The following is a 20,317-nucleotide window of genomic DNA, read 5'->3' as shown; positions in this document are numbered from 1 at the left end:
ATTATAGCAATTCAGAAAGCGGCACTCAATTTTTTCGTTCAAACTCCTTTAGAAACGATCACTTTGTACATAGGTAGACATTCATCTCATCATCCATTGGGATTATGACACCAGAGTTATGGAATTGGGGTTATAACATCCTGTCTGCAAATTCTCATCGGATGTCCCATGTCAGGGTTCTTATAGGGGAAATCACTTCTATAGTGGCTTCCTCTTGACTCTGTTCTGCGCACCATCGCAAGAAGCACTGCCTTTGCCAGCGTCAGCTCCTGTGCTGTCTTCAGCAGTGGTATAGAAAGTGACATTGCGGATTCAGCTTCAGGAAGCTGCTTTTCCAATTCACAGACAGCGTCCAGCGCAAACATCAGGCCTTCTCTGTTCCGTTCTACATTGGCATACAGCCACATGATGCTCTGAAGCTTCTGTACAATTACGTTAGGGTTAAGAGAGATTCCAGCATTGTCGCTCCTTTGCTGTTTATATAGTGACGGATAGGCCATCTGGAATGTCTTTTCGATCACATCTTCATCACGTCCTTTATCTGTCTGGTGCATTGCAGAAGAGCCTTTTTCTACATATTTCATAGCAGTGTTTGCCGAAAGCGTCCCAAAAACAAGACAACTTCCGGAAGCATTTCCTCCAAGACGGTTTGCTCCATGAATCCCACCCGCACATTCTCCACATGCAAACAGTCCTTCAATTTCAGTCTCACAACTGTGTCCAACCTGAATTCCTCCATTGGCAGCATGAAAAAAAGGCGCAATATAAATGGCATCACCTGTAATATCTGTCTTTTCAGAATCTTTTAGCCAGTGGATATAGTTCTGCATATAGCTTCGCCTCTCCTGAAGAATGGCTTCATCATAGATGATTCTAACTCCGACAGATGGTTTTTTCTTACATGCCCGAAACAAAGTCAAATCAATCAGACGATCACCATAAGATGCTGTAAACGGACCATGCTGCGAACGCTGCCTAAGGATATTCTGATAATTTATCTCGTCAGGTATCGAATTACGAAGAATATCTTGTCCAGATGCGTCAAGCAAAGACCTGCAATAGAGGAAACTGCCTTCACGAAAAATCGTCTTATATGCTGGTGACAGGAATCCTGGAATAAACTGATTGAATTCCAGATTCACAAGAGAGGCGCCAGTCATCAGTGCGAGAGCCTGGCTGCTCCCTGAAACGTCAGCGGTATTGAGGTTGTGCTGATACAGATTTCCAAAACCGCCCGTTGCCAATATAACAGAAGATGTCCAGAGTAGTCGACACTTTGGGGATAAGTGATCGCTCACCACGATCCCTCTCGCTTTCCGGCCTTCTGTAATAATGCCTGCAAGAAATGAATGTTCTCTGATCGTGACATTCGGTGAACTCTTCAATTTTTCTGAGAGTATTCTGCGGATGTATTCCCATCCACTCCAGGTATAAAGACGATGTGGGTGTTCTGCAAAACAAGCAAGTTTCTTCTCTTTCAGCCGATGAACAGGAACTCCAAGTGATGCGAGATACTCTATGTTTTCTGTGATATGATCAAGATAGTATTGATTCATGAAGGAATCGTTGATCCCCTCCCCTGCTATATTGATATCTTCAAGGAAAAGATTTTTGTCTTCGTCATTATCAGGTGCCTGGCAGTGTATGGCATCCATCTTCGGGTAGAAGCTGGAACCGGAGCATAGGTGATTGTCCGTACAGATGCACACCTTCCTCCCTGCGTCCACACATCTGAAAGCAGCTGTCATCCCTGCGAGTCCGGCACCAACAATCACAACATCATAATTCTCACATTCCATCATGATTTCTCTTTATAATCATATGAATAATGATATTCCATCGCTTCCATAAACATTTTCTTGTCGTGTTCCATGAGAGCATTGTAGATTTTCTCATGTTTATCCAGTGTAATCCTCAGATGACGGCTCGACGGCTGTTTGATTTTGAATTTTCGGTCATATGCCCAGAAAAAATTGATAATTGAGAGAACAAGCTTGTTCGGGATCTTTGAAAAAATCGTCTGGTGAAACCTCGCATCAGCTTCTGCAAAGGACAAACCAAATATCTTCGACTTCGATCTGATCTGAACCTCTGCGGCATGTTTCATATCATTCAGAATACTCTCAATCTTGCTGATATCCTCTTGCGACAGTGTGTCAAATGCCTGAGCTGAAAAACCAAGTTCAATGACTTTTCTCATTTGCTCGACATCATCCTCAAGATGATCATCACCAGATATATACATGCTGTCGATCAGACAAGAGAAAAACCGGTCGGTGCTGAAAGACTGGATTATAATACCAATTCCAGGTCTCGACCGGATCACTCCGGTGATCTCCAGAGACTTGATTGCTTCGCGCAGAATCGTACGGCTGACACCCAGTTTTTGGCACATCTCCATCTCAGTTGGAAGGTGATCTCCAGGCTTTAGATTATTACTTGCAATATATTTACAGATATCATCGTAAACTTGAAGGTACAGCTTTTTATGCGGAGTTTTCTGCGTTTCACCCATTAGTATTCACCCAATGATCTTCTGCTGGAATCTCCTGAGCGTTTTCGGAGAAGCTCCCACAGCATTTGATGCATCCCTGCTGAGGCAATAACCTTGTTTTCCTCAAAACATCTGCTTGCGGGAAATGCCACAAGCAGATGTCTCCTTTCAATGCTTCTAGCGTTGATCCTATTATCCCAGATCGAACACATCCAGTTCGTGTGCCTGATATTTTTCACGGATTTCTTTCAGTTCTTTCTTGAGGTCAATCAGTTCCTCTTCTCTGTATGTCTTGAAAGGTCGCCTCGGATAACCGGCATCCCATCCCCGCCACCTGATGACATTATAGATTGCTCCCAGAAAATCATACTTCAGAACAGCAAATACAAACTCATCAGCGATTTTCATAAGACGGACTGCCTCCGTATCATGATTGTTTCTTTCCGCAGTATATATTTTTTTATACAGATCCGGAATCACATTATAGAAGGATCCAATGATCCCATCTGCCCCGAACCTCAGGCCTGAATACGCCATCTCGTCGCATCCTGAATAGATCATAAAGTTCTTCCCAAGCATCGTCTTCAGATGCCCCATCTCGTCATGCGCACGATCCGTGAACTTTAATCCCTTTACATTCGGGAGAGATGCCAATTTCAGAATAAGTTTCTCGTCCATCAGCCCTGCCAGCGCGATATTATAGATAACCATAGGAATATCAACCGACTCTGAGATGTCACGATAATAATGATAGATGTTTTCTGCGCTGAACTTCCAGTAAAATGGCGGAACAGAGGAAATAGCGTCTGCTCCAGCGCTCTCTGCCTGTCTGGCCAGTTCAATACTCATCTTTGTACCGATATTTCCGACATGAACAATAACTGGCTTCCTCCCACGCACCTGGTCACAAACAATTTCAACGACCCGCATGCGTTCTTCCATCGTCATGGTAAACGCCTGACCTGTACTACCGGTCAGGTAGAATCCTCCGACATCCTGCCCAATCAGATTCTCTATCATGTCTCTTGTTCTTTTTTCGTCGACATTCTCATGTTCATCAAAAAACGTCAGCAATGCAGGAATCACACCTGTTATCTGTGTAATATCATATTTGCTCATATTCACACCTCGTTCATATCCCAGTTAGAATGTATCTATGTCAGACTGTTTCCTTTTCAGATTGTTGCTTTACCAGATGGCAGCACACCATATGGGATCTCCCATTGCGAATCTGTGTGACCGGTTCAGGCACCACTCTCTTGCAAATTTCCATACATTGAGGACATCTGGGGTGAAACGGACAGCCGTTTGGCGGATGAACCGGACTTGGGACATCTCCCTGCAAAGGAATCCTCTTTCTTCTCTGATTAATATCTGCTATCGGAATTGCTGAGAGCAGCGCCTTAGTATAAGGATGAAGAGTATGTTGAAACAGCTCGTCTGTATCGGCAACCTCTACAATATGCCCAAGGTACATGACGACAATTCTGTCACTGATGTATTCCACCACGGATAAGTTATGTGTAATAAACATGTATGTCAGATGTCTTTTCTTCTTCAGATCAATCAACAGCTGTAAAACCTGAGCCTGAATCGAAACGTCCAGCGCAGATACCGCTTCATCACACACAACAAATTCCGGATCGACAGACAGCGCTCTAGCTATACCAATTCTCTGTCTCTGTCCTCCTGAAAACTCGTTAGGATAACGCTCCATATAATTTTCGGGGAGGTTGACTTCCTTCAGCAATTCTGCAACCTTCCTGCGTCGTTCACTCTTGCTCTTCATTCCAAAACGGATGAGTGGTTCTTCCATGGAGCCAAATATTGTGAATGCTGGGTTCAGGGAAGAATAAGGATCCTGAAAAACAATCTGAAGCTTATTTCTTACATTGTCTAACTTTTCCTTGGGCATAGTACATAGATTCTTTTCTCCGTCATGAAACTGATAACGGACCTCTCCAGAATAAGGCTTGATCAGTTGTAGAATGCTTTTGCCCAGTGTTGTTTTTCCACATCCAGACTCTCCTACCACCCCAAGGACTTCTCCACGGTAGATATCCAGATCGACATTGTCAACTGCTTTCACATATCCTGATATTTTCTTGAACAAACCGGTTCTGATTGGATACCAGGTCTTGAGCCCCCTAACCTTGATCAGAATATTCTGATCGCCGTATTCCCCCTTCTGAATCTGATTCTGATGTTGATCAGTCATGGATTCCCTCCTTTCTGATCGGAAGGCTGTGAAAGCACCGGCACATATGTCCACCTTCAATCCAGCTTTCATCCGGCATCCGGCTAGCGCACTCCTCAGTACAGTACGAACATCTTGGAGCAAACTGGCAGCCATTCGGTCTGTTATAGGGATCAGGCGTAGAGCCTTTTATAGGCTTCAGATTCTGATTCTTTCCTCGGCCTAGAACTGGTATGGAATCCAGAAGCGCTTTTGTATAAGGATGGGTCGGTCTTGTAAGAACGGCTCTGGCATCCCCCCTCTCTACGATGTTTCCCATGTACATAACTGCTACATCATCCGCCAACTCCGCAACGACACCCATGTCATGTGTAATCAGAAGAATTGCCGTATCATTGCTATTTTTCAGATCCAGCATCAGGTCAAAAATCTGCGCCTGAATAGTGACGTCCAGTGCGGTTGTAGGTTCATCTGCGATCAGAACTTTGGGCCTGCAGCTCATTGCCATTGCAATCATGGCCCGCTGTGACATTCCACCCGAAAACTGATATGGATATTCTCTGACCCGCTGTTCTGGAAGTGAAATTCCCATATCTTTCAGCAATTCGATGGATTTTTCAGTCGCTTCTTTTTTATTATATGCCTGACCATGATACAGAAGCGCCTCATTGATCTGGGATCCTACCGTAAATACAGGGTTTAATGCTGTCATGGGATCCTGAAAGATCATTGACATCCCAGCGCCCCGAAGCTGGCGCATTTCTTTTCCTTTTCTTTTCAGCTGATCAATCCGAATATCTTTCCCCCGATAATAGAAGTCAATGGAGCCTTTTTCAATTCTTGCCAGATCCGGAAGTAAAAGCATGATAGAATTTGCTGTCACAGACTTTCCGCATCCCGATTCTCCAACAATACACATGATCTTCCTTTTATGAAGATCAAATGATATCCCTCTTAATACTTTATTACAGCGATTATTGTTATAAAAATTGACGTGCAGATCCCGGACGCTGACCACCACATCATTTTGCTCCTGGTTCATTATACCTGCACCTCCTTAACCAACCTGTGTCGGATCGCTGGCATCACGAAGACCATCCCCGATGAAATTGATGCTGATGATAAACAGGGTCACCACCGCACCTGTCGGCAGCCAGATCCATGGAGCACTCTTCAGAATCGTCAGATCCTGCGCAACGTTCAGGATATTCCCCCATGTTGCGACTTCCATTGGCACGCCCAGACCAAGGAAAGACAATGAAGCTTCATTGAGAATGAACATAGCTGTGGAAAGGGTAATATTGACAAATATAGGGCCTATCGCATTTGGAAGAATATGCTTGAATGCAATCTTCATGTCCCTTATTCCAAATGCCTTCAAGGCCTGTACATATTCCTCCTCACGAAGAGACAACATTTGAGATCTCGCCATCCGATACATGGAAGGCCATCCAGTCAGTGAAAAGATCAGGATCAGATTCCAGAGACTCTGCCCTGTAATCGTTACTAAAATCAATACCAAGATCATCTGAGGAAATGCCATCAGGATTTCTGATATCTTCATAACAATTCCGTCAAGTATTCCTCCTTTATATCCCGCGATCACCCCGAGCGTGACCCCGATCAGCGTTGCAATCAATGCACTTCCGAATCCGATACCGATCGAAATTCTTCCCCCATATAAGATCCTGGTAAACACATCCCGTCCGACTTTATCCGTCCCAAAAATGTGTGCCGCAGAAGGCTGCTGAAGGATTGCACGCAGATCTACTTTCGTAGAATCGTAAGGTGTGAACAGCGGGGCAAACAGACACATGAACAGAATGATCAGGAAAATTACCATTCCAACTACAGACAGTCTGTTCATCATCATTTTCCGCACTGTACGGTTTTTAACCAGTTCTCTATGTTCTCTCCCAGAGTTTTCACGAGCCAGAAGCCTGTCCATTTTACGATCAAGTGCACTCATGACTTCCTCCTAACTTAATTTCACTCTTGGATCCAATGCCGCTGTGAGAATATCTACCAAAATACTGGAGATCAAAACCAGCAGGACACTGAAAAATCCAATCATCATGACAACTGGTGTATTCTGGGAGCGCACCGCTTTCACAAACAGTGTGCCGATTCCAGGCCATTGAAACACTTCTTCGACAACTACTGCCCCACCTATCAGCATAGGAAGCCGAAAGCCAATAAGTACAACTACAGGTGTAAGGGCTGCACGAAGACCATGAACGAGATTTACTCTCCATTCCGGAATCCCCTTGGCTCTTGCTGTCTTCATATAATCCTTTCCCATAGAGTCCAGCATGGAACTTCGCGCATATCTCATGACACCAGCCGTCATGGAAAAACCAAGTACAAGTGCCGGCATAATCAGATATTGTAGTCTCTGGAAAAATCCCTGGCCCTGATATGCCATTCTTCCGCCAACCGGAAGAACATTCATGTGCAGTGCAAAGATATCGATACAAATCAGCCCAAGCAGAAACTGCGGAATGGCAACTCCGATCATCCCGAATACGCTCAGAATCTGATCCAAAGCCCCTCCTCTTCTGATAGCGCTGATCACACCAAGAAGAATTCCCAGGATCGAAGAAATCAGCAAGGCCGCTATCGTGAGCTCAAGCGTAGCTGGAAGATAGTCTTTCATTAGTGTCGATACAGGAACTCCGCTCTGAAGTGAATAACCAAAGTTTCCATGGAAAAGGCCTCCAAGCCACTTTACATATCTGACAACAAGAGGTTCATTCAGTCCCAGCGATTCTCTCATCTGTTCGAGCTGTTCCTGTGACATTGTCGATAACGCGTCAGGAGGTATCAGATAATCAACTGCATCTCCAGGCATCAGATCCATACCAAGGTAGATCATAAAGCTGAGAATCAATGTCATTGGAATCAAAGATAATATCTTTCTTGTAATGTAGGATGCCATAAGCCCTCCTCTGACAGAAAAACAGTGAGCCAGCAGAGTCACCAGCTCACTGTTAAAAGGATGAAATCAGATGATTACTTGATGTTAGGCTCGTGAGGGAACTGATTGATATAGAAGCATCTGGTATATCTGATATTTGCCTGTTCTACTTTCATGTTATCCAGAGCTTCGATTGCCTTGGCGTCATCAGTCGATTTACTCCACGCATAATCAATCTTCCCAGCGCTTGCATTCTTAACCAGGTTCGAATCGTTCTCACCACTTGCGAACTCATAGATGGTTTCTATGTTTCCGGTGCCCTTCTTCCAGTAGCCATCCCATCTCTTCAGGGTACAATAGTTGTTGAGAACAACCTCATCCACCATGAATGGGCCAGAACCGATCGGATGCTGCCAGAACTCATTCTGCTGCAACGTGTTCGGATCTGCATCCTTTAAACAATGTTCTGGAAGAATTGGCCACTGTGAGAACACCTGCAGTGCATTTGCGGAAACTTTATCAAAGTTCACTGTTACATCATTTCCGTCCACCGTAACACCTGCAAGATCGTCAGTTTTACCATCTTTGTAATCCTGAGCGCCAGTAATGCAAGACATCGCTTCACTTGCGACTGCATTCGTTCCAGGGGTTTTGAGCATCAGTTCGATTGTAAATTTCACATCATCACCAGTCAGAGGCTCATCATCCTGCCACTTGAGTCCGTCACGAAGATGGAAGGTGATCGTCTTATTGTCATCGCTGACTTCATAAGACTCTGCAAGCATTCCGTCAGTCGGATTCAGGCTTTCATCTGCATCAATCAGCTTGTCAAAGAGAAGCTCTGTATTCAGCATGTATCCAGGGTTCACCATCGGATACCAGAAGAATTCCTGAGGCCCGCCGTTCGTATACAGTGTGTGATCATCACGATTGATGTTCCAATCGAGAATATTCTTCTCATAGGAGAACTGATCATTGCCGACCGGATTACCCTTCATATCCAGATCACTACTTGTATAGATGAAGCAGACCTGGTGATAAAGCGGCATTGCAAGAACATTTTCTGCGACGACCTGCTGAATCTTCTTGAACGCCGCGATCTGTTCATCCTTATCCATGGTCGAATTAGATGCTTCAATCAGTTCATCCAGCCCATCCTGTTTCGGGACTGTGGAATTGTTAGAAGCTGTAGAAGCAAATCTGTTGTAGAACTCGCTTTCCGTCAAAGCAGCAACTGCCGCATAAGCAAGATCCCACTTGACTTCGGACGGTCCATTCACCATATCTGTCGGCGGTACCCAGAGCTGTGCAGCCAGATCACCTTCCAGCTTTCTGAACTGAGATTTCACTCCTACATCCGACCAGTACTGCTGAATAATTGTCATCAGATCGACGGTCTGCTGATCATCGTAATAATACACGACATCAAGTGTGTAGTTCGGATCCCAGTTTGCTTCTGATAAGAGGTCCTTTGCCTTATCAGGATTATAGTCGTAGACAGGTATATCTGTATTGAGCCATTCGCCAGGCGATGTAAAACTTGTTGCTCTTGTTGCCTTTCCATCGAACAGAGTATCCACAATCGTATCCATGTCGATTGCATAAGCCAGTGCCTGTCTGACACGGACATCCGCAAGCGGTGTCCCTAAAGACTGAGCGTCTCCTGTTACGGCTGTGACACTTTCTGTTGCATCAGCTCCAAGAGTCCCGACACCCGTGAACAGAGAAGCAGCCATGGTTGCCGCACACAAAAGACCCATAAATTTGTTGCCTCGCATAACTTCCCTCCTTTTTCGAAATATCCGTCCGCATATGTTTGTATTACAAACTTCAGTGTTATATTCACTCTTTTCATATGAATTGTCAATAGGTTTTTGTATATTTTAACGGGACTTTGACAGTTGAATAGCTCCAAATCTTCGTGAAACCGCCAACTGGCGGTATTTTTTTGGTCAAATGAAAATCTAACGTGAGCGGTACATAATCGGCGTCTTTGGAATGGCTTGATTTGCTGCTATAGTTTTTGCAGCCTGAAGTAAAGTGCTGGCAGGCTTTCTGCCGGATGGCCTGCACTTTGAAAATGTGCGCTTGAATCACTTTGCCATGTAAATCAGGTAATCTGGGCTGAGGGTATGCCAAACAGACCGGAGTGGTCCGGTCTGAGGCTGATGTATGGCGAAGGGTCTCCTACTATAATCAGGCACTCCGCTGTTTGTCTTTCTTTCTCGGAGTCCTGGGCCGCGGAGGGTCTTCCCCTCCGATCGCCAGGGATGCATCCTGCGCTGCCTGTTCCTGCTCATATTTTCTGTATGTTTCAGACCATGGCATCAGATCATCCAGCAGAGCTTCTCTACCGGTTTGAGAAATCAGCGGCGCCTTTTCAATCAGATATTTCAGATAATAGTAAACATTGGCGTGGTTCGCTCTGGCCGTTGCCACAAAGGTATCGAATACACAGATGGTTCTGGCACCGTCCGGTGTCATGGCAAAGAGCCAGTTTCGGCGGCCAAGGGCTACAGTCTTCACAATTTTCTCGTAAAACGAATTGTCGGGAGGTATATTCCCATCATCAAGAAATTTTGTGAGACTGGCTTCATGATGGATGGTATAAGATACTGCATCCCTGGCTTTTTCAGAGAGGGAGAAATCTTCTGGATTCAGCGAATGGACGAAATCGAGGTATGCCTTCATCGCCGGCCGGACTTCTGTTTCACGCTTCTCCTGCCGTTCCTGCGGGGAGAGTTTCTTAAGGGGCGTATCTTTCCGGAAAACTTTCTGAATCAGAATAAGAGCCTTCACTTCCGGCAGCTCTTTCATCTGTTCGTCGGTGTACCGCCTGGATGAATTACTTCCAGCGCATACACCCAGCGGCGTCGCGCGTGGGAAAGGCAGTTCGAAACGGAAATCTTTCCATCCGATTCCTTCGCAACGGTATCGTAAGCAGCATAGGTATCGCAGGTAATGGTCCTGAGATAGTCGCGGATGCCCAGCTGTTTCCGCAGATTTTCCGCGGAGCGTGACGGACCATACCGGTAAACAATGACCGGATGGCCTTCCAGAAGCTCCCCTGCAGAGAACACCCAGACATAATACTTCCTGCCGGGTCTGCTGCCTTCCTCGCCAACTACCCGCAGGAACGTTTCATCCGCGTTCTGGTAAGGGCAGTCCGCTTCCAAACAGAGCATGTGTTCATAGACCCGCCACAGAAAGACGCATGCGAGCCAGATTGTCCAGCGGACCATCGTCTGACGCGGAATGACAAATCCGTCTGTCTGACGCATGTCCTCTTCCTGACGGTAAAACGGCAGATGGAGAAAGAACTTATTGTAAAGAAAAGAAGCCATCAGGGATGATGTCAGAATGCTCCGGTCAAACACCGGATTCTGGTGCGGAAGAGTTACCATCCGGTCGCCATGATCGACAGAAAGCACAGCTGTTTTGATCACACGGACGTAGCGGACAGTCCTCCGAGTTTCAACCCTGCAGTGCTCATGCCAGAATGCGATCGCCCATCTGAATTCGCCATACTGTTCATTAAGCGCTTCGGGGTCGATGTCGTATTCCACAACGTGCGGCAGCTTCCGGAGCATATCAGAGAGAGAAGGCTTTTCCTTCTGTCCGCGCCACCCCGTGGCTGATCTGACAAGGTGCAGGGCACGGCTGCAGACGTTGTGTTCCAAAAAGGGTTCCTCCCCTTCTGGTTCATCGCCGGCTTCTTCATCGGTTGGATCTTTCAGATCACCGGGAGAAGATGCCAGGAGATCATTAAGGCACTCTCCCCTGCATCCGAAGCGGTCCCGCCTTCCGAGAGTCTGCTCTGCTTCCATGTGCCGGATTGTCTCGTTCAGCTTCCGGCATTCGTCCCTGAGAGCTTTCAGTTCGTCGGCAGTTTTCTTATAGTCCTTCGATATGGCAGTAAGAGACTTCTGCGACTCCTCGAAAAGAATCCGGTTACGATCGGCATCCTGCTTCCTGCCGAAGCATTCCTCCTCCAGAGCCTCTCTGGATAGAGTATGGAGACATTCTTTGTAAACAGCCTCGTCTGCCCGCATGGAATCTCCCCGAAAGATCAGTCTTCTGAAGAAGTGTACAGAGAATACAGCTTCTCTATGGCAGAACCCAGCCTGCAGATCGTATCATGCAGCTGCCGGTTTTCTGCTTCCAGAGTCCGGATGCGTTCCTGCTGATCACGGTTCTGCTTCTCCATCTGCTGAATACGGCCGTCCTGCGCGGAAGCGGGCCCGCCTGTATGATGCTCGGAGTCCTGAACCTGCGAACTGCTCTTTCTTCCCCGTTTCCCGGAGGAAGGAATCAGCTCTCCGGTAACAGGATCCTCTTTCCCGAGGTATTTGCGGATCGGGCGTGACTGCTTCGTGTCGGGATCATAATGGGATGTCGATTCATACCATGTGACAACACCGGTTTGTCTATTTGTATACTTTACGATTGACATATGAGAAGTCCTCATATTGGTACTTATATATATCATACCAACACATATGTCAACCATTATTGGTACTTTTATTGATAAATAAGTACCAATAATTCTAGGCCTTTTTTTGCATGATTCAGCCCTGACATGCAGGAGCACATCAGGGCTGAAAGGTCCGTTCAATCTGATTTTCAGACAGTCCCGGAACAGGCTGGTTCCATTTTTACTCAGAGGGGTTCTGCCCGGAAATGTGTCTGATAGTACCATCGATGGTAAATCCATCCATCAGATGGCAATACTGTTCCCTGGTAAGATTCAGGGTGTCGCCGGAATTCCGGGGCCATTGGAAGCGGTTGCTGCCAATAAGATGTTTCGTCATGATGAACTAGCCGTCTCCCTCGAAAACAAGGATTTTGATCCGGTCAGGTCGTTTTCCGCAGAAGAGAAACATTGTGCCTTCTTCCAGCGGGCTGATTCCGGTTTCCATTTGGATAATGGCCTGGAGAGAGTAGATCCCCTTCCTGAGATCTGTGCGGCCAGCCCGCAGATAGATCTTCCGGATTCCGGTGGCCTCCCTAAGCATGGGATATCGCCCGGAGAACTATGTTCAGGCCCATTTCCGATACGCTGTTGTTCAGGTACAGGCTGTAACCGCTATGCTGAAGAAGCATGTCCCATGACGGGACAGAATCAGCATTAGACCCGCTGGGTTCACGGTCAGTGGAAGATGCCGGGACTGATTGCACAGACACTTCTATAAAGGAAGAATTCTGCAGACCGGTGGCAGCTGTCTTTTCGAAAACAGCCGTGAGAGACGACGAAACAGATGGAAGATCTGTCTTTTCAGCAACGGCTTCTCTGCGGAACAGCCGCTGCCAGTAATAAAAGCTGTTTTCAGAAAGGTGGTGTTCGCGGATGTATTGGCTCTTGGGAATATCTGAGTTGTTGGCCTCTAGAATAATCTGGCGCCATTCCCTGGCGCGAAGATCATGAGCAATCGTAGAAGAATCCATGGCATTACCTCCATAAATGACGGGTTTATCACCAGGAGTAATGCTAGCAGATCTGATATTTAGTCAAAAGACGCTTATTGTGTACCGCTCACGGTTGTTCAGTAAAATATAGTTATTCTAAGTTCCTCCATTTCAGTAGTTATTGTTCACTCTATTATTATGTCAAAATATTCAAAAATGATAACATTCTACCCTCTCTTCTTTTTTCTTATTCTCCGTGAACAACTTAGATGAAAATTAGAGCGGCTATGAAAGATCCTGATACTGCCGTTTATTTAATGCTAAATATACTGCACAAATATCTGTCTTATCTCAGCGTATGATTTATGCATATTGTATGATACCGTGCGGTATTTGTATAACCTGCATATTTTAGTGCTCGTTTTACAATATTATTTCTAAACTCCCACCTTCTGGCCGATATTTATAGCATACTATACAAATATTTTTATGTATTTTGCCTATTGTTGCTTTACAAAAGTACTTTTATGTGACATCTCTAATATCATGTACAAATAATTCCGTCATACATAGTCTTAAATTGTGCATTATTTAAACTTTATCCTGACACAGAGTCATTCATCCCTCCTTTTTCTGCCAATCCTACTCATCCTTGCACTGTTTTATCCTCTGACGATCGCATGACCACTAAGCCCGGCAGCCCTGAAACAAAGACCAGATAGTGTTCGTATTTGAATTCATTCGCGCACGTTAAAAAGAGACATCTGTTATGATACAGATGTCTCTTTTTTGTGAAGATGTCGTGCCAGAAGCCATGCTGCAAGTTTACATGGTATTCCTTACGATTCAAATCACCACGATATCGATACGCATCAAAAAAGATTCCCCGGAGCAGCTGCTATTGACAGCCTCTCCGGGGAATCTCTTCCGCTTACAGCCGCTTTACCACAATGTTCCGAAGCAGGGAGCCGTATTTGTTTCTCACGGCTGCCGTAAGATATCCGAGCTTCAGGCAGTTCTCCATGCTGTACGGATTCTTCGGGGAGACCGTTCCGACTGCATAGTGGAATCCTCTTCTTCTCAGCTCCTTCTCCGCTTCCATCATCAGCATCCGCTGGATACCATGTCCTCTGTACGCCGGCAGGACGGCAGCTGATTCCATATGCGCCGTGAACGGAAGCTCTCTGTCCGGAAGACCGGCATCCCTCCCAAGGTTCTCCGGTCCATTTCCCGGAATATGCACAATCAGGAAACCAACCACTCCGCCGTCGCACTCTGCAAGCTCCGTAAAGCCCTGATCTTTGATATGTCGGCAGATAAACTCCTCATCGTCTGTCACATAGATCTCCGGATCCTCCAGATTCTTTGCGACCGTCTTCATGATGTTCGCGATGGAAGCAGCATCCTCCTCCATCGCCATCCTGATTGTAATGTGAGTCATAAAGTCCGCCTTTCGTTACGCACTCTCCGCAGATGCTTCGTTCCTGAAGCCGGATTTTTTTCTGCCGCTTGTCGATATGAGAATCAGCATCGCAAAAACAGCCGCAAATCCAATCGCATCATAAACGGTGAACCGGCCTCCGAAGATAGTATAGGTAATGACAGCCGCCGTAACCGGTTCCGAGAAGCCGTACAGGATCGCCTTGTCCGGTCCGATCATGGACACTCCCGTCATGTAAAAGGTGAATGCAAGGACATTACCAACCAAAACAACAAATGCAATCCCCAAAATCCCTGCCGGAGCCGGTGTATAATGGAAGGTCCACGGGCGGAAAAGGATAAAGAAGGATGCTCCTCCGATCAGAAATGCCCACGTCTGGAGCACCGCAATCGGATATCTGTCCATAAAGGACTTTGGTACTTCATTGTAAAGAGTAACCATCAGCGCGCAGCCAACTCCGGTCATGACAGCCCTGGGCGATACCGGTACCGAATTCAACCGCCCATGTGTCGTGATGAGAAGGACCCCGGCCAGCGCCAGAATGATTGCCACGGCTTCCCGTGGTTTCGGTTTTCGCCGGGCTGTGAGGCAGGCCCAGGCAAGGATGAAGATCGGTGAGAGATCCTGAAGAATCGTGGCTGCCGCAGCGCTTGACCATTGAATCGTCTGGAAATACAGATACTGACAGATGCAGACCCCTGCCGCGTAGGTCAGGATCTGCCGCACATCCTGAGCCGCCGCAAATACCTGAAACAGCTTGTTCCGATGCCGGATCAGGCAGTACACAAACAGAACGACACCGGCAAGCCCCAGCCTGTACGGAACCAGCCAGCGGCTGTCCATTCCCTGATAGCGAAACAGATACTGCCCCATCGAGCCGCTCAACCCCCAGCAGATTCCGCCGCCTGTGGCAAGGACCGCACCGGCAAGCCCTTTCTCTGTGCTCTTTCTCTGAGCCCCTGCTGCTCTGTATTCTGCCTTTTGCAATCCTGCCTGTCCCATATATATCCGGTCTCCGCCTTCACAAAAAAAGCCGCGGGATTTCCCGCGGCCCTCTCTACGACATCCATCGGCTGCAGATTAAAGTGCAATCTGTCCCTTCACATCATCGTTCAAAACATAGTAGGCAGTATTGTCATCCGTGTTGACATACAGGCTGACCTTCTTCAGCTCAGCCGCCTTTCTGCCGAACTTCTCCGTCCAGTCCTTCTTCACCTGTCCCATTAGATCGCTGACCAGGATATCCTTCCCCGCGTACTGAACGGAAACAGACTCCTCCGGAGCTGCTGCCTTCTCGGCCGCCTTTTTCACTGCAGCTGTCTTCTTCTCTGCCTTCTTTACCGCAGTTTCCGCTGCAGCCTTTGTCTCCTCAGCTGCCTTCTTCACAGCGGATGCAACAGCTGTCTTCGTCTCCTCAGCTGCCTTCTTCACATTCTCTGCTGCCTTCTCGGCCTTTGCAAGTGCCGGTTTCTCGACAACCTTCGCCGCAGTCTTCTCAGCTGCCGCTTCCTTCTCCGCTGCCTTCACCTCTGCTGTCTGAACCTCTGATGCCTTGACTGTCTTCTCTGCAGCAGTCTTGCTCTCTGCTGCTTTTACAGCCTTGGAAGCGGATGACTTTTTCTGAACATTTCTCATAACTGTACTCCTCCTGAAACATAAAATACAATGAAGCTGTTCTTTGTCATGCGTTCACATTCGGCATCATACAACGAAACTGAAGCAAGTTCAAGCCTGCTTCCTACAAAATAAGCCCTGAATCGTCCATTTTAAAGCAATTTCTGGTATAAACGAGTCCGTTCAGAGTGTCATGTGAGCCTTTCCTGCCTCCGCCTGCCTCTGCAGCTCTCTGCGGATCAGGCGGTTTTCCTCTCGCTCCAGCTCCGGATCCTGCGTCAGAATTTCCTCCGCTGCCTCTGAAGCCTCCTGCATGATCCCGGCATCCTGATACACGTCTGCCAGAAGGAACGAAAGCTCGCCGCTTTGTCTCAGGCCGAACAGTTCCCCCGGCCCCCTGAGTTCCAGATCCTTCCTGGCAATTTCAAACCCGTCATTGGATTCCTTGAGGATCTGCAGTCTCTTCTTCACGGCGTCGCTTTCGCTGTGATGCATCAGGATACAGTAAGACTGATCTTTCCCTCTGCCGACCCGCCCCCTGAGCTGGTGCAGCTGCGCCAGCCCGAACCGTTCACAGTTTTCGATCATCATGACGGTTGCGTTCGGCACATTCACGCCGACCTCCACGACGGTGGTTGAGACAAGGACCTTGATCTCTCCGTCCAGGAACCGCTGCATGACAGCATTTTTCTCCTCATTCTTCATTCTTCCATGCAGATACTCTACCCGGATATCAGGCAGGTACCGCGTCAGCGCCTCCCGGAGCATGTCTGTATAATCAATGACATTCTCCGCCTCTATTTCTCCACTCCCGGATTCCTCAACCATCGGGCAGATTACATACGCCTGATGGCCCTCCTTCACCTGCGAGGCAATGAAAGCGTATGCCTTTGGCCGGTAAGAGGGGTCGACAACTGCGTTTTTCACCGGAAGCCGTTCAGAAGGCCGCTCTCTGATGACCGAAATGTCGAGATCCCCATACAGGATCACCGCAAGCGTCCGCGGAATCGGAGTTGCACTCATGACGATGGTATGCGGCATCTCCTCTGCTTTTCCGGACAGTGCCTCCCTCTGACCGACACCAAAACGGTGCTGTTCGTCCGTCACAACAAGTGCCAGATTCCGGAACCGGACGCTCTCCTGGATCAGGGCATGTGTTCCGATAACGACCTGCGCTTCTCCATTCTCAATCAGACCGCAGGCTTCGCGTTTTTCCCTTGCCTTCAGGGAGCCTGTCAGCAGAACCGCCCTGATCGGCAGCCCGGCCTGCTGCATCAGCTTCACGAAGCCATCATAGTGCTGCCGCGCAAGAACCTCCGTCGGAGCCATGATGGCCCCCTGCATCCCTGCAGCGGCCGTCTGGACCAGAGCCAGGAATGCGATGATGGTCTTCCCGCACCCCACATCCCCCTGGAGAAGTCTGGCCATCACTTTCTTTTGAGAAAGCTCCTCCGAAATGACCTCCCAGACCTTCTCCTGGGAGACAGTGAGCTGATAGGGCAGCGATTGGATCACCTCAGCTGTCTTCGGGGTTTTCGGAATCACATAGCTGTGTATCTGCGCTGTCCTTCGTTCCCGCAGCTGTTTGAGCAGCAGAATAAAATTGAAAAATTCCTCAAAAACCAGACGATGTCTGGCGTCCTGAAGCTGATCCTTGCTCTGCGGAAAATGAATGGCCCGGATGGTTTCCCGAACCGGAGGCAGACGATACCTTTCCATGATCCATTCCGGAAGCGGATCCATTGAAAAATCAAGCGGGTCTTCTCCAAGAAGCACCTGACGGAGTGCCTTGCGGAGTGAATGCTCTGACAGACCGGCCGTCAGCGGATAGACTGGCTGCAGGCTCTTCTGCAGAAGTGTATAATCGAACAGGTCATAGACCTTCGGCTGAAGGAGATAAAAGCTGCGCCCCTTCGCTTTGACCTGTCCCCGGAAGATATAGGTTGTCCCGGGGTGCACCTGGCTTCTCATGAACGGCATGTTGAACCAGGTAACGTCCAGCGTTTCCCCGTGCGAGTGGATTTTTCCTGTCACAATTCTGAAATTCCTGAGGTAACGGACGGACAAGGCCGCCTCCACGTGTCCTTCTACAGCTACGACTGCCCCGTCGTCTCCGGCAGAGAGCGTGGAAAGCTCCACCGGATCTTTCATTTCATCATATGCCCTGGGATAGTACCGGATGAGATCGCCGACTGTTCGGATGCCTGCCTTCTCATAAATGACGGCACTCTTCGGCCCGATTCCTTTGATCTTTGTGATGGGCGATGTCTCCTGCATGTGCTCACACTCCTGTCTTCGTTCCCTTCAAAAAGAAGACACAGGCATTCCGCCTGTGTCTTCCCTGGAAAACGATCTTCTGGTGCCTCCGGCACGCTCTCTGAGTCTTTACTCCACAGAAATAATGTAGTATTCCCTGTTCTGCCTAACATGACGTAACGGGTGGTAACGTAATAATACTGATTATTCAAGCATTTCAGGCGTTTTCGCTTCCTTATTATATGACGTGCAATAACATATTGCAACGCTTCGAAACGGTAGTACACGGTAGTAACGGTAGTGGTAACGGTAGTATGAAAGTAGCAGTTAAAACGGAATGACAATTCTGCTCATTTCTTCCTGCTTCTGCTCTTCGAACGTGTGATAGTACAGATTCATTGTGATACTGATTGACGAATGTCCGAGAATCTTCTGAAGTGTCTGAGGCTTCATCCCCTGATTAACGCACATCGTTGCGAACGTATCACGGAATCCATGGACTGCAAACCGCTCCATTCTCTGCCCGCTCTTCACAATCCGCGCTGTGATATGGTCGATTGCATCATCAACGTCTTTTGCTGAAATAATGCTGCCGTCCTTCTTCGTAAAAATCAGCTGAGATATGCTGACAACCTTATGCCCGTACATCATTTCATTCTGTGCCCGCTGCGCCTCAATCGCTCTGAGTGCAGCAGCTGTCAACGGAACATCACGATAGCTGCTCTCCGTCTTCACAGAATCCACAATCTGTGCTGTGTTCTTCCCGTTCTCATCCTTGCGGCGTGATACTGTCCGTGTGACGTGAATACAGTTTCCTTTTCGATCGATGTCGCACCACCTCAGAGCAGCAGCCTCACCGCATCTCATGCCTGTGCAGAGCAGCAGCCTCATGAGGTTGCAATACATCGTGTTACCCTCTGCGAATGAGAGAAACACCCTCAACTCATCGTCTGTGAGTGCTCTGTGAATGGTCTTCACTGCGCGCTCTTCCGTCCGTTTGATACCCTTCACATTTGATACGGGATTGAATGGAATCAGCCTATCTGATGCCGCGCTCTTTAAGATAGTTCCGAGGGTGGTTATCCTGATGTTTACACCCTCTGTGCTGTACCGATTCACCGTTTCCTTTTCAGGGCGCGGTTTGAGTGTTGCGCGCTTGTCATAATGCGCCCGCCTGCCGTTCTCATCCATCACATACCGCTCGACAGTCTCACTCAACAGCTGCTGCTGAAGTTTCCGCACCGTTGCCGCTGTAATGTCCTTTATCTTTACGCTGCCGATATACTTCGAAATGCTCTTGTATCTGTCATCATAAGCCGCCTGTGTAGCTTCTGAGACACTCTGCCGCCTGCCGTCCTTCCATACTTTGTAATATGCGTCAAGCGTCACATTGTTGCCTATTACAAGCCCTTTTGCAATCTCTTCCCGCCTCTGCTGTACCTTCTCAGCAACTTCTCTCTGAGTCTTGCCATAGACAAAAATCTGCTTGCCGTCTATCGTGAGTTTCTTTACATACAACCCGTCTGCCCGTTTTTTCATGTTGTCTGCTCCTGTCAATCGTTCCTGTGAATGCGCTGCTGAAAGATGAAACAGTTCAACGCCTGCCTGATAACATCGCTCACTGAACCGTCAACTGCATCTGCTGCCGCCTGAAGCTGTAAATACTCTTCCTCTGTCAGCCTGATTACAACCCGCCGCGCTTTTGGATTGTCAACGGGTGGTCTTCCCTTGCCTGCCATTGTTTCACCCCCTCTCTTTTCTGCTGCCTATAACCATAGTATCAAATGTATGCCATTTAATCAATAGACAATATGTCTGTAATATGGCATAATTACAGCGTTTCACCTCTTTTTCACTCTCTTTTAATTGTCATACAATTTAAAAAGAGCGTCATTTTCTGACTCTTCTCGGCCTGAAAGTACCCGCCCTATTGAGTGCAGCAGGCGCACAATATCTGCATTTGAACAAGTACACAATTCACTACAATTCAGA

At 47.7% G+C, this 20,317-nt stretch carries 20 protein-coding genes; all 20 read right to left on the bottom strand.

Annotation, left to right across the window (positions count from 1 at the left end; translation table 11 throughout):
- Positions 1 to 116: 116 nt before the first annotated feature.
- Entirely contained in the window at positions 117 to 1,802 is a 1,686-nt protein-coding gene (locus FYJ35_RS09475; protein WP_154525880.1) for an FAD-binding protein, read from the bottom strand.
- On the bottom strand, positions 1,799 to 2,515 hold the full coding sequence (locus FYJ35_RS09470; RefSeq protein ID WP_154525879.1) for a FadR/GntR family transcriptional regulator: 717 nt from the start codon (positions 2,513 to 2,515) through the stop codon (positions 1,799 to 1,801). Before FYJ35_RS09470 ends, FYJ35_RS09475 begins: the two co-directional genes overlap by 4 nt.
- A gap of 171 nt (positions 2,516 to 2,686) precedes the next feature.
- Positions 2,687 to 3,613 carry a dihydrodipicolinate synthase family protein gene (locus FYJ35_RS09465; RefSeq protein WP_154525877.1) on the bottom strand — a complete coding sequence of 309 codons (927 nt, stop codon included), beginning with the start codon at positions 3,611 to 3,613 and terminating at the stop codon, positions 2,687 to 2,689.
- A gap of 40 nt (positions 3,614 to 3,653) precedes the next feature.
- Complete coding sequence (locus FYJ35_RS09460; RefSeq protein WP_154525875.1) at positions 3,654 to 4,712, bottom strand: ABC transporter ATP-binding protein; 1,059 nt, start codon at positions 4,710 to 4,712, stop codon at positions 3,654 to 3,656.
- The gene (locus tag FYJ35_RS09455; protein WP_154525873.1) at positions 4,705 to 5,733 is read right to left on the bottom strand and encodes an ABC transporter ATP-binding protein; all 1,029 of its coding nucleotides are present in this window, start codon (positions 5,731 to 5,733) and stop codon (positions 4,705 to 4,707) included. Before FYJ35_RS09455 ends, FYJ35_RS09460 begins: the two co-directional genes overlap by 8 nt.
- A 15-nt stretch (positions 5,734 to 5,748) precedes the next feature.
- On the bottom strand, positions 5,749 to 6,660 hold the full coding sequence (locus FYJ35_RS09450) for an ABC transporter permease (RefSeq protein ID WP_154525871.1): 912 nt from the start codon (positions 6,658 to 6,660) through the stop codon (positions 5,749 to 5,751).
- A gap of 9 nt (positions 6,661 to 6,669) precedes the next feature.
- Positions 6,670 to 7,629, bottom strand: coding sequence for an ABC transporter permease (locus tag FYJ35_RS09445; protein ID WP_154525869.1), 960 nt, complete (start codon positions 7,627 to 7,629; stop codon positions 6,670 to 6,672).
- Between the two features lie 74 nt (positions 7,630 to 7,703).
- The gene (locus FYJ35_RS09440; protein ID WP_154525867.1) at positions 7,704 to 9,386 is read right to left on the bottom strand and encodes an ABC transporter substrate-binding protein; all 1,683 of its coding nucleotides are present in this window, start codon (positions 9,384 to 9,386) and stop codon (positions 7,704 to 7,706) included.
- 418 nt (positions 9,387 to 9,804) lie between these two features.
- Positions 9,805 to 10,407: an IS66 family transposase gene (locus tag FYJ35_RS14855; RefSeq protein WP_205839792.1), complete on the bottom strand. Its 603-nt coding sequence runs from the start codon at positions 10,405 to 10,407 to the stop codon at positions 9,805 to 9,807.
- Between the two features lie 14 nt (positions 10,408 to 10,421).
- Positions 10,422 to 11,660 carry an IS66 family transposase gene (locus FYJ35_RS14850; protein WP_154525863.1) on the bottom strand — a complete coding sequence of 413 codons (1,239 nt, stop codon included), beginning with the start codon at positions 11,658 to 11,660 and terminating at the stop codon, positions 10,422 to 10,424.
- Between the two features lie 17 nt (positions 11,661 to 11,677).
- Entirely contained in the window at positions 11,678 to 12,061 is a 384-nt protein-coding gene (locus tag FYJ35_RS09425; protein ID WP_154525861.1) for a hypothetical protein, read from the bottom strand.
- A gap of 202 nt (positions 12,062 to 12,263) precedes the next feature.
- Entirely contained in the window at positions 12,264 to 12,419 is a 156-nt protein-coding gene (locus FYJ35_RS09420) for a hypothetical protein (protein WP_154525859.1), read from the bottom strand.
- 6 nt (positions 12,420 to 12,425) lie between these two features.
- Complete coding sequence (tnpB, locus tag FYJ35_RS15410; protein WP_154525857.1) at positions 12,426 to 12,623, bottom strand: IS66 family insertion sequence element accessory protein TnpB; 198 nt, start codon at positions 12,621 to 12,623, stop codon at positions 12,426 to 12,428.
- Positions 12,616 to 13,053, bottom strand: coding sequence for an IS66 family insertion sequence element accessory protein TnpA (gene tnpA, locus FYJ35_RS09410; protein WP_154525855.1), 438 nt, complete (start codon positions 13,051 to 13,053; stop codon positions 12,616 to 12,618). The genes tnpB and tnpA overlap by 8 nt, the downstream gene beginning before the upstream one ends.
- 892 nt (positions 13,054 to 13,945) lie before the next feature.
- Positions 13,946 to 14,455 (bottom strand): GNAT family N-acetyltransferase, encoded by a 510-nt coding sequence (locus FYJ35_RS09405; protein WP_154525853.1) that lies wholly within the window; start codon positions 14,453 to 14,455, stop codon positions 13,946 to 13,948.
- Positions 14,456 to 14,470: 15 nt separating this feature from the next.
- Positions 14,471 to 15,457 (bottom strand): DMT family transporter, encoded by a 987-nt coding sequence (locus FYJ35_RS09400; protein WP_154525851.1) that lies wholly within the window; start codon positions 15,455 to 15,457, stop codon positions 14,471 to 14,473.
- Between the two features lie 78 nt (positions 15,458 to 15,535).
- Complete coding sequence (locus FYJ35_RS09395) at positions 15,536 to 16,090, bottom strand: DUF6465 family protein (RefSeq protein WP_154525849.1); 555 nt, start codon at positions 16,088 to 16,090, stop codon at positions 15,536 to 15,538.
- A 162-nt stretch (positions 16,091 to 16,252) separates the two neighbouring features.
- Positions 16,253 to 18,346 carry an ATP-dependent DNA helicase RecG gene (gene recG, locus FYJ35_RS09390; RefSeq protein ID WP_154525847.1) on the bottom strand — a complete coding sequence of 698 codons (2,094 nt, stop codon included), beginning with the start codon at positions 18,344 to 18,346 and terminating at the stop codon, positions 16,253 to 16,255.
- Positions 18,347 to 18,652: 306 nt separating this feature from the next.
- Positions 18,653 to 19,864 carry a tyrosine-type recombinase/integrase gene (locus tag FYJ35_RS09385; protein WP_154525845.1) on the bottom strand — a complete coding sequence of 404 codons (1,212 nt, stop codon included), beginning with the start codon at positions 19,862 to 19,864 and terminating at the stop codon, positions 18,653 to 18,655.
- Between the two features lie 14 nt (positions 19,865 to 19,878).
- A complete protein-coding gene (locus tag FYJ35_RS09380; protein WP_154525843.1) occupies positions 19,879 to 20,064 on the bottom strand; it encodes a ribbon-helix-helix domain-containing protein in 186 nt (61 codons plus the stop codon).
- Positions 20,065 to 20,317 lie beyond the last annotated feature (253 nt).

Source organism: Porcincola intestinalis (assembly GCF_009696445.1).
In the GTDB taxonomy this organism is placed as follows: Bacteria; Bacillota; Clostridia; order Lachnospirales; family Lachnospiraceae; genus Porcincola; species Porcincola intestinalis.
The sequence above is the reverse complement of the archived record's forward strand: the minus strand, read 5'-3'. Positions and strand labels throughout refer to the sequence as shown.

Coding starts and splice junctions, on each gene's coding strand:
- FYJ35_RS09475 (WP_154525880.1), bottom strand. CDS start 1,802: ATGATGGAATGTGAGAATTATGATGTTGTGATTGTTGGTGCCGGACTC.
- FYJ35_RS09470 (WP_154525879.1), bottom strand. CDS start 2,515: ATGGGTGAAACGCAGAAAACTCCGCATAAAAAGCTGTACCTTCAAGTT.
- FYJ35_RS09465 (WP_154525877.1), bottom strand. CDS start 3,613: ATGAGCAAATATGATATTACACAGATAACAGGTGTGATTCCTGCATTG.
- FYJ35_RS09460 (WP_154525875.1), bottom strand. CDS start 4,712: ATGACTGATCAACATCAGAATCAGATTCAGAAGGGGGAATACGGCGAT.
- FYJ35_RS09455 (WP_154525873.1), bottom strand. CDS start 5,733: ATGAACCAGGAGCAAAATGATGTGGTGGTCAGCGTCCGGGATCTGCAC.
- FYJ35_RS09450 (WP_154525871.1), bottom strand. CDS start 6,660: ATGAGTGCACTTGATCGTAAAATGGACAGGCTTCTGGCTCGTGAAAAC.
- FYJ35_RS09445 (WP_154525869.1), bottom strand. CDS start 7,629: ATGGCATCCTACATTACAAGAAAGATATTATCTTTGATTCCAATGACA.
- FYJ35_RS09440 (WP_154525867.1), bottom strand. CDS start 9,386: ATGCGAGGCAACAAATTTATGGGTCTTTTGTGTGCGGCAACCATGGCT.
- FYJ35_RS14850 (WP_154525863.1), bottom strand. CDS start 11,660: ATGCGGGCAGACGAGGCTGTTTACAAAGAATGTCTCCATACTCTATCC.
- FYJ35_RS09425 (WP_154525861.1), bottom strand. CDS start 12,061: ATGTCAATCGTAAAGTATACAAATAGACAAACCGGTGTTGTCACATGG.
- FYJ35_RS09420 (WP_154525859.1), bottom strand. CDS start 12,419: ATGACGAAACATCTTATTGGCAGCAACCGCTTCCAATGGCCCCGGAAT.
- tnpB (WP_154525857.1), bottom strand. CDS start 12,623: ATGCTTAGGGAGGCCACCGGAATCCGGAAGATCTATCTGCGGGCTGGC.
- tnpA (WP_154525855.1), bottom strand. CDS start 13,053: ATGGATTCTTCTACGATTGCTCATGATCTTCGCGCCAGGGAATGGCGC.
- FYJ35_RS09405 (WP_154525853.1), bottom strand. CDS start 14,455: ATGACTCACATTACAATCAGGATGGCGATGGAGGAGGATGCTGCTTCC.
- FYJ35_RS09400 (WP_154525851.1), bottom strand. CDS start 15,457: ATGGGACAGGCAGGATTGCAAAAGGCAGAATACAGAGCAGCAGGGGCT.
- FYJ35_RS09395 (WP_154525849.1), bottom strand. CDS start 16,090: ATGAGAAATGTTCAGAAAAAGTCATCCGCTTCCAAGGCTGTAAAAGCA.
- recG (WP_154525847.1), bottom strand. CDS start 18,346: ATGCAGGAGACATCGCCCATCACAAAGATCAAAGGAATCGGGCCGAAG.
- FYJ35_RS09385 (WP_154525845.1), bottom strand. CDS start 19,864: ATGAAAAAACGGGCAGACGGGTTGTATGTAAAGAAACTCACGATAGAC.
- FYJ35_RS09380 (WP_154525843.1), bottom strand. CDS start 20,064: ATGGCAGGCAAGGGAAGACCACCCGTTGACAATCCAAAAGCGCGGCGG.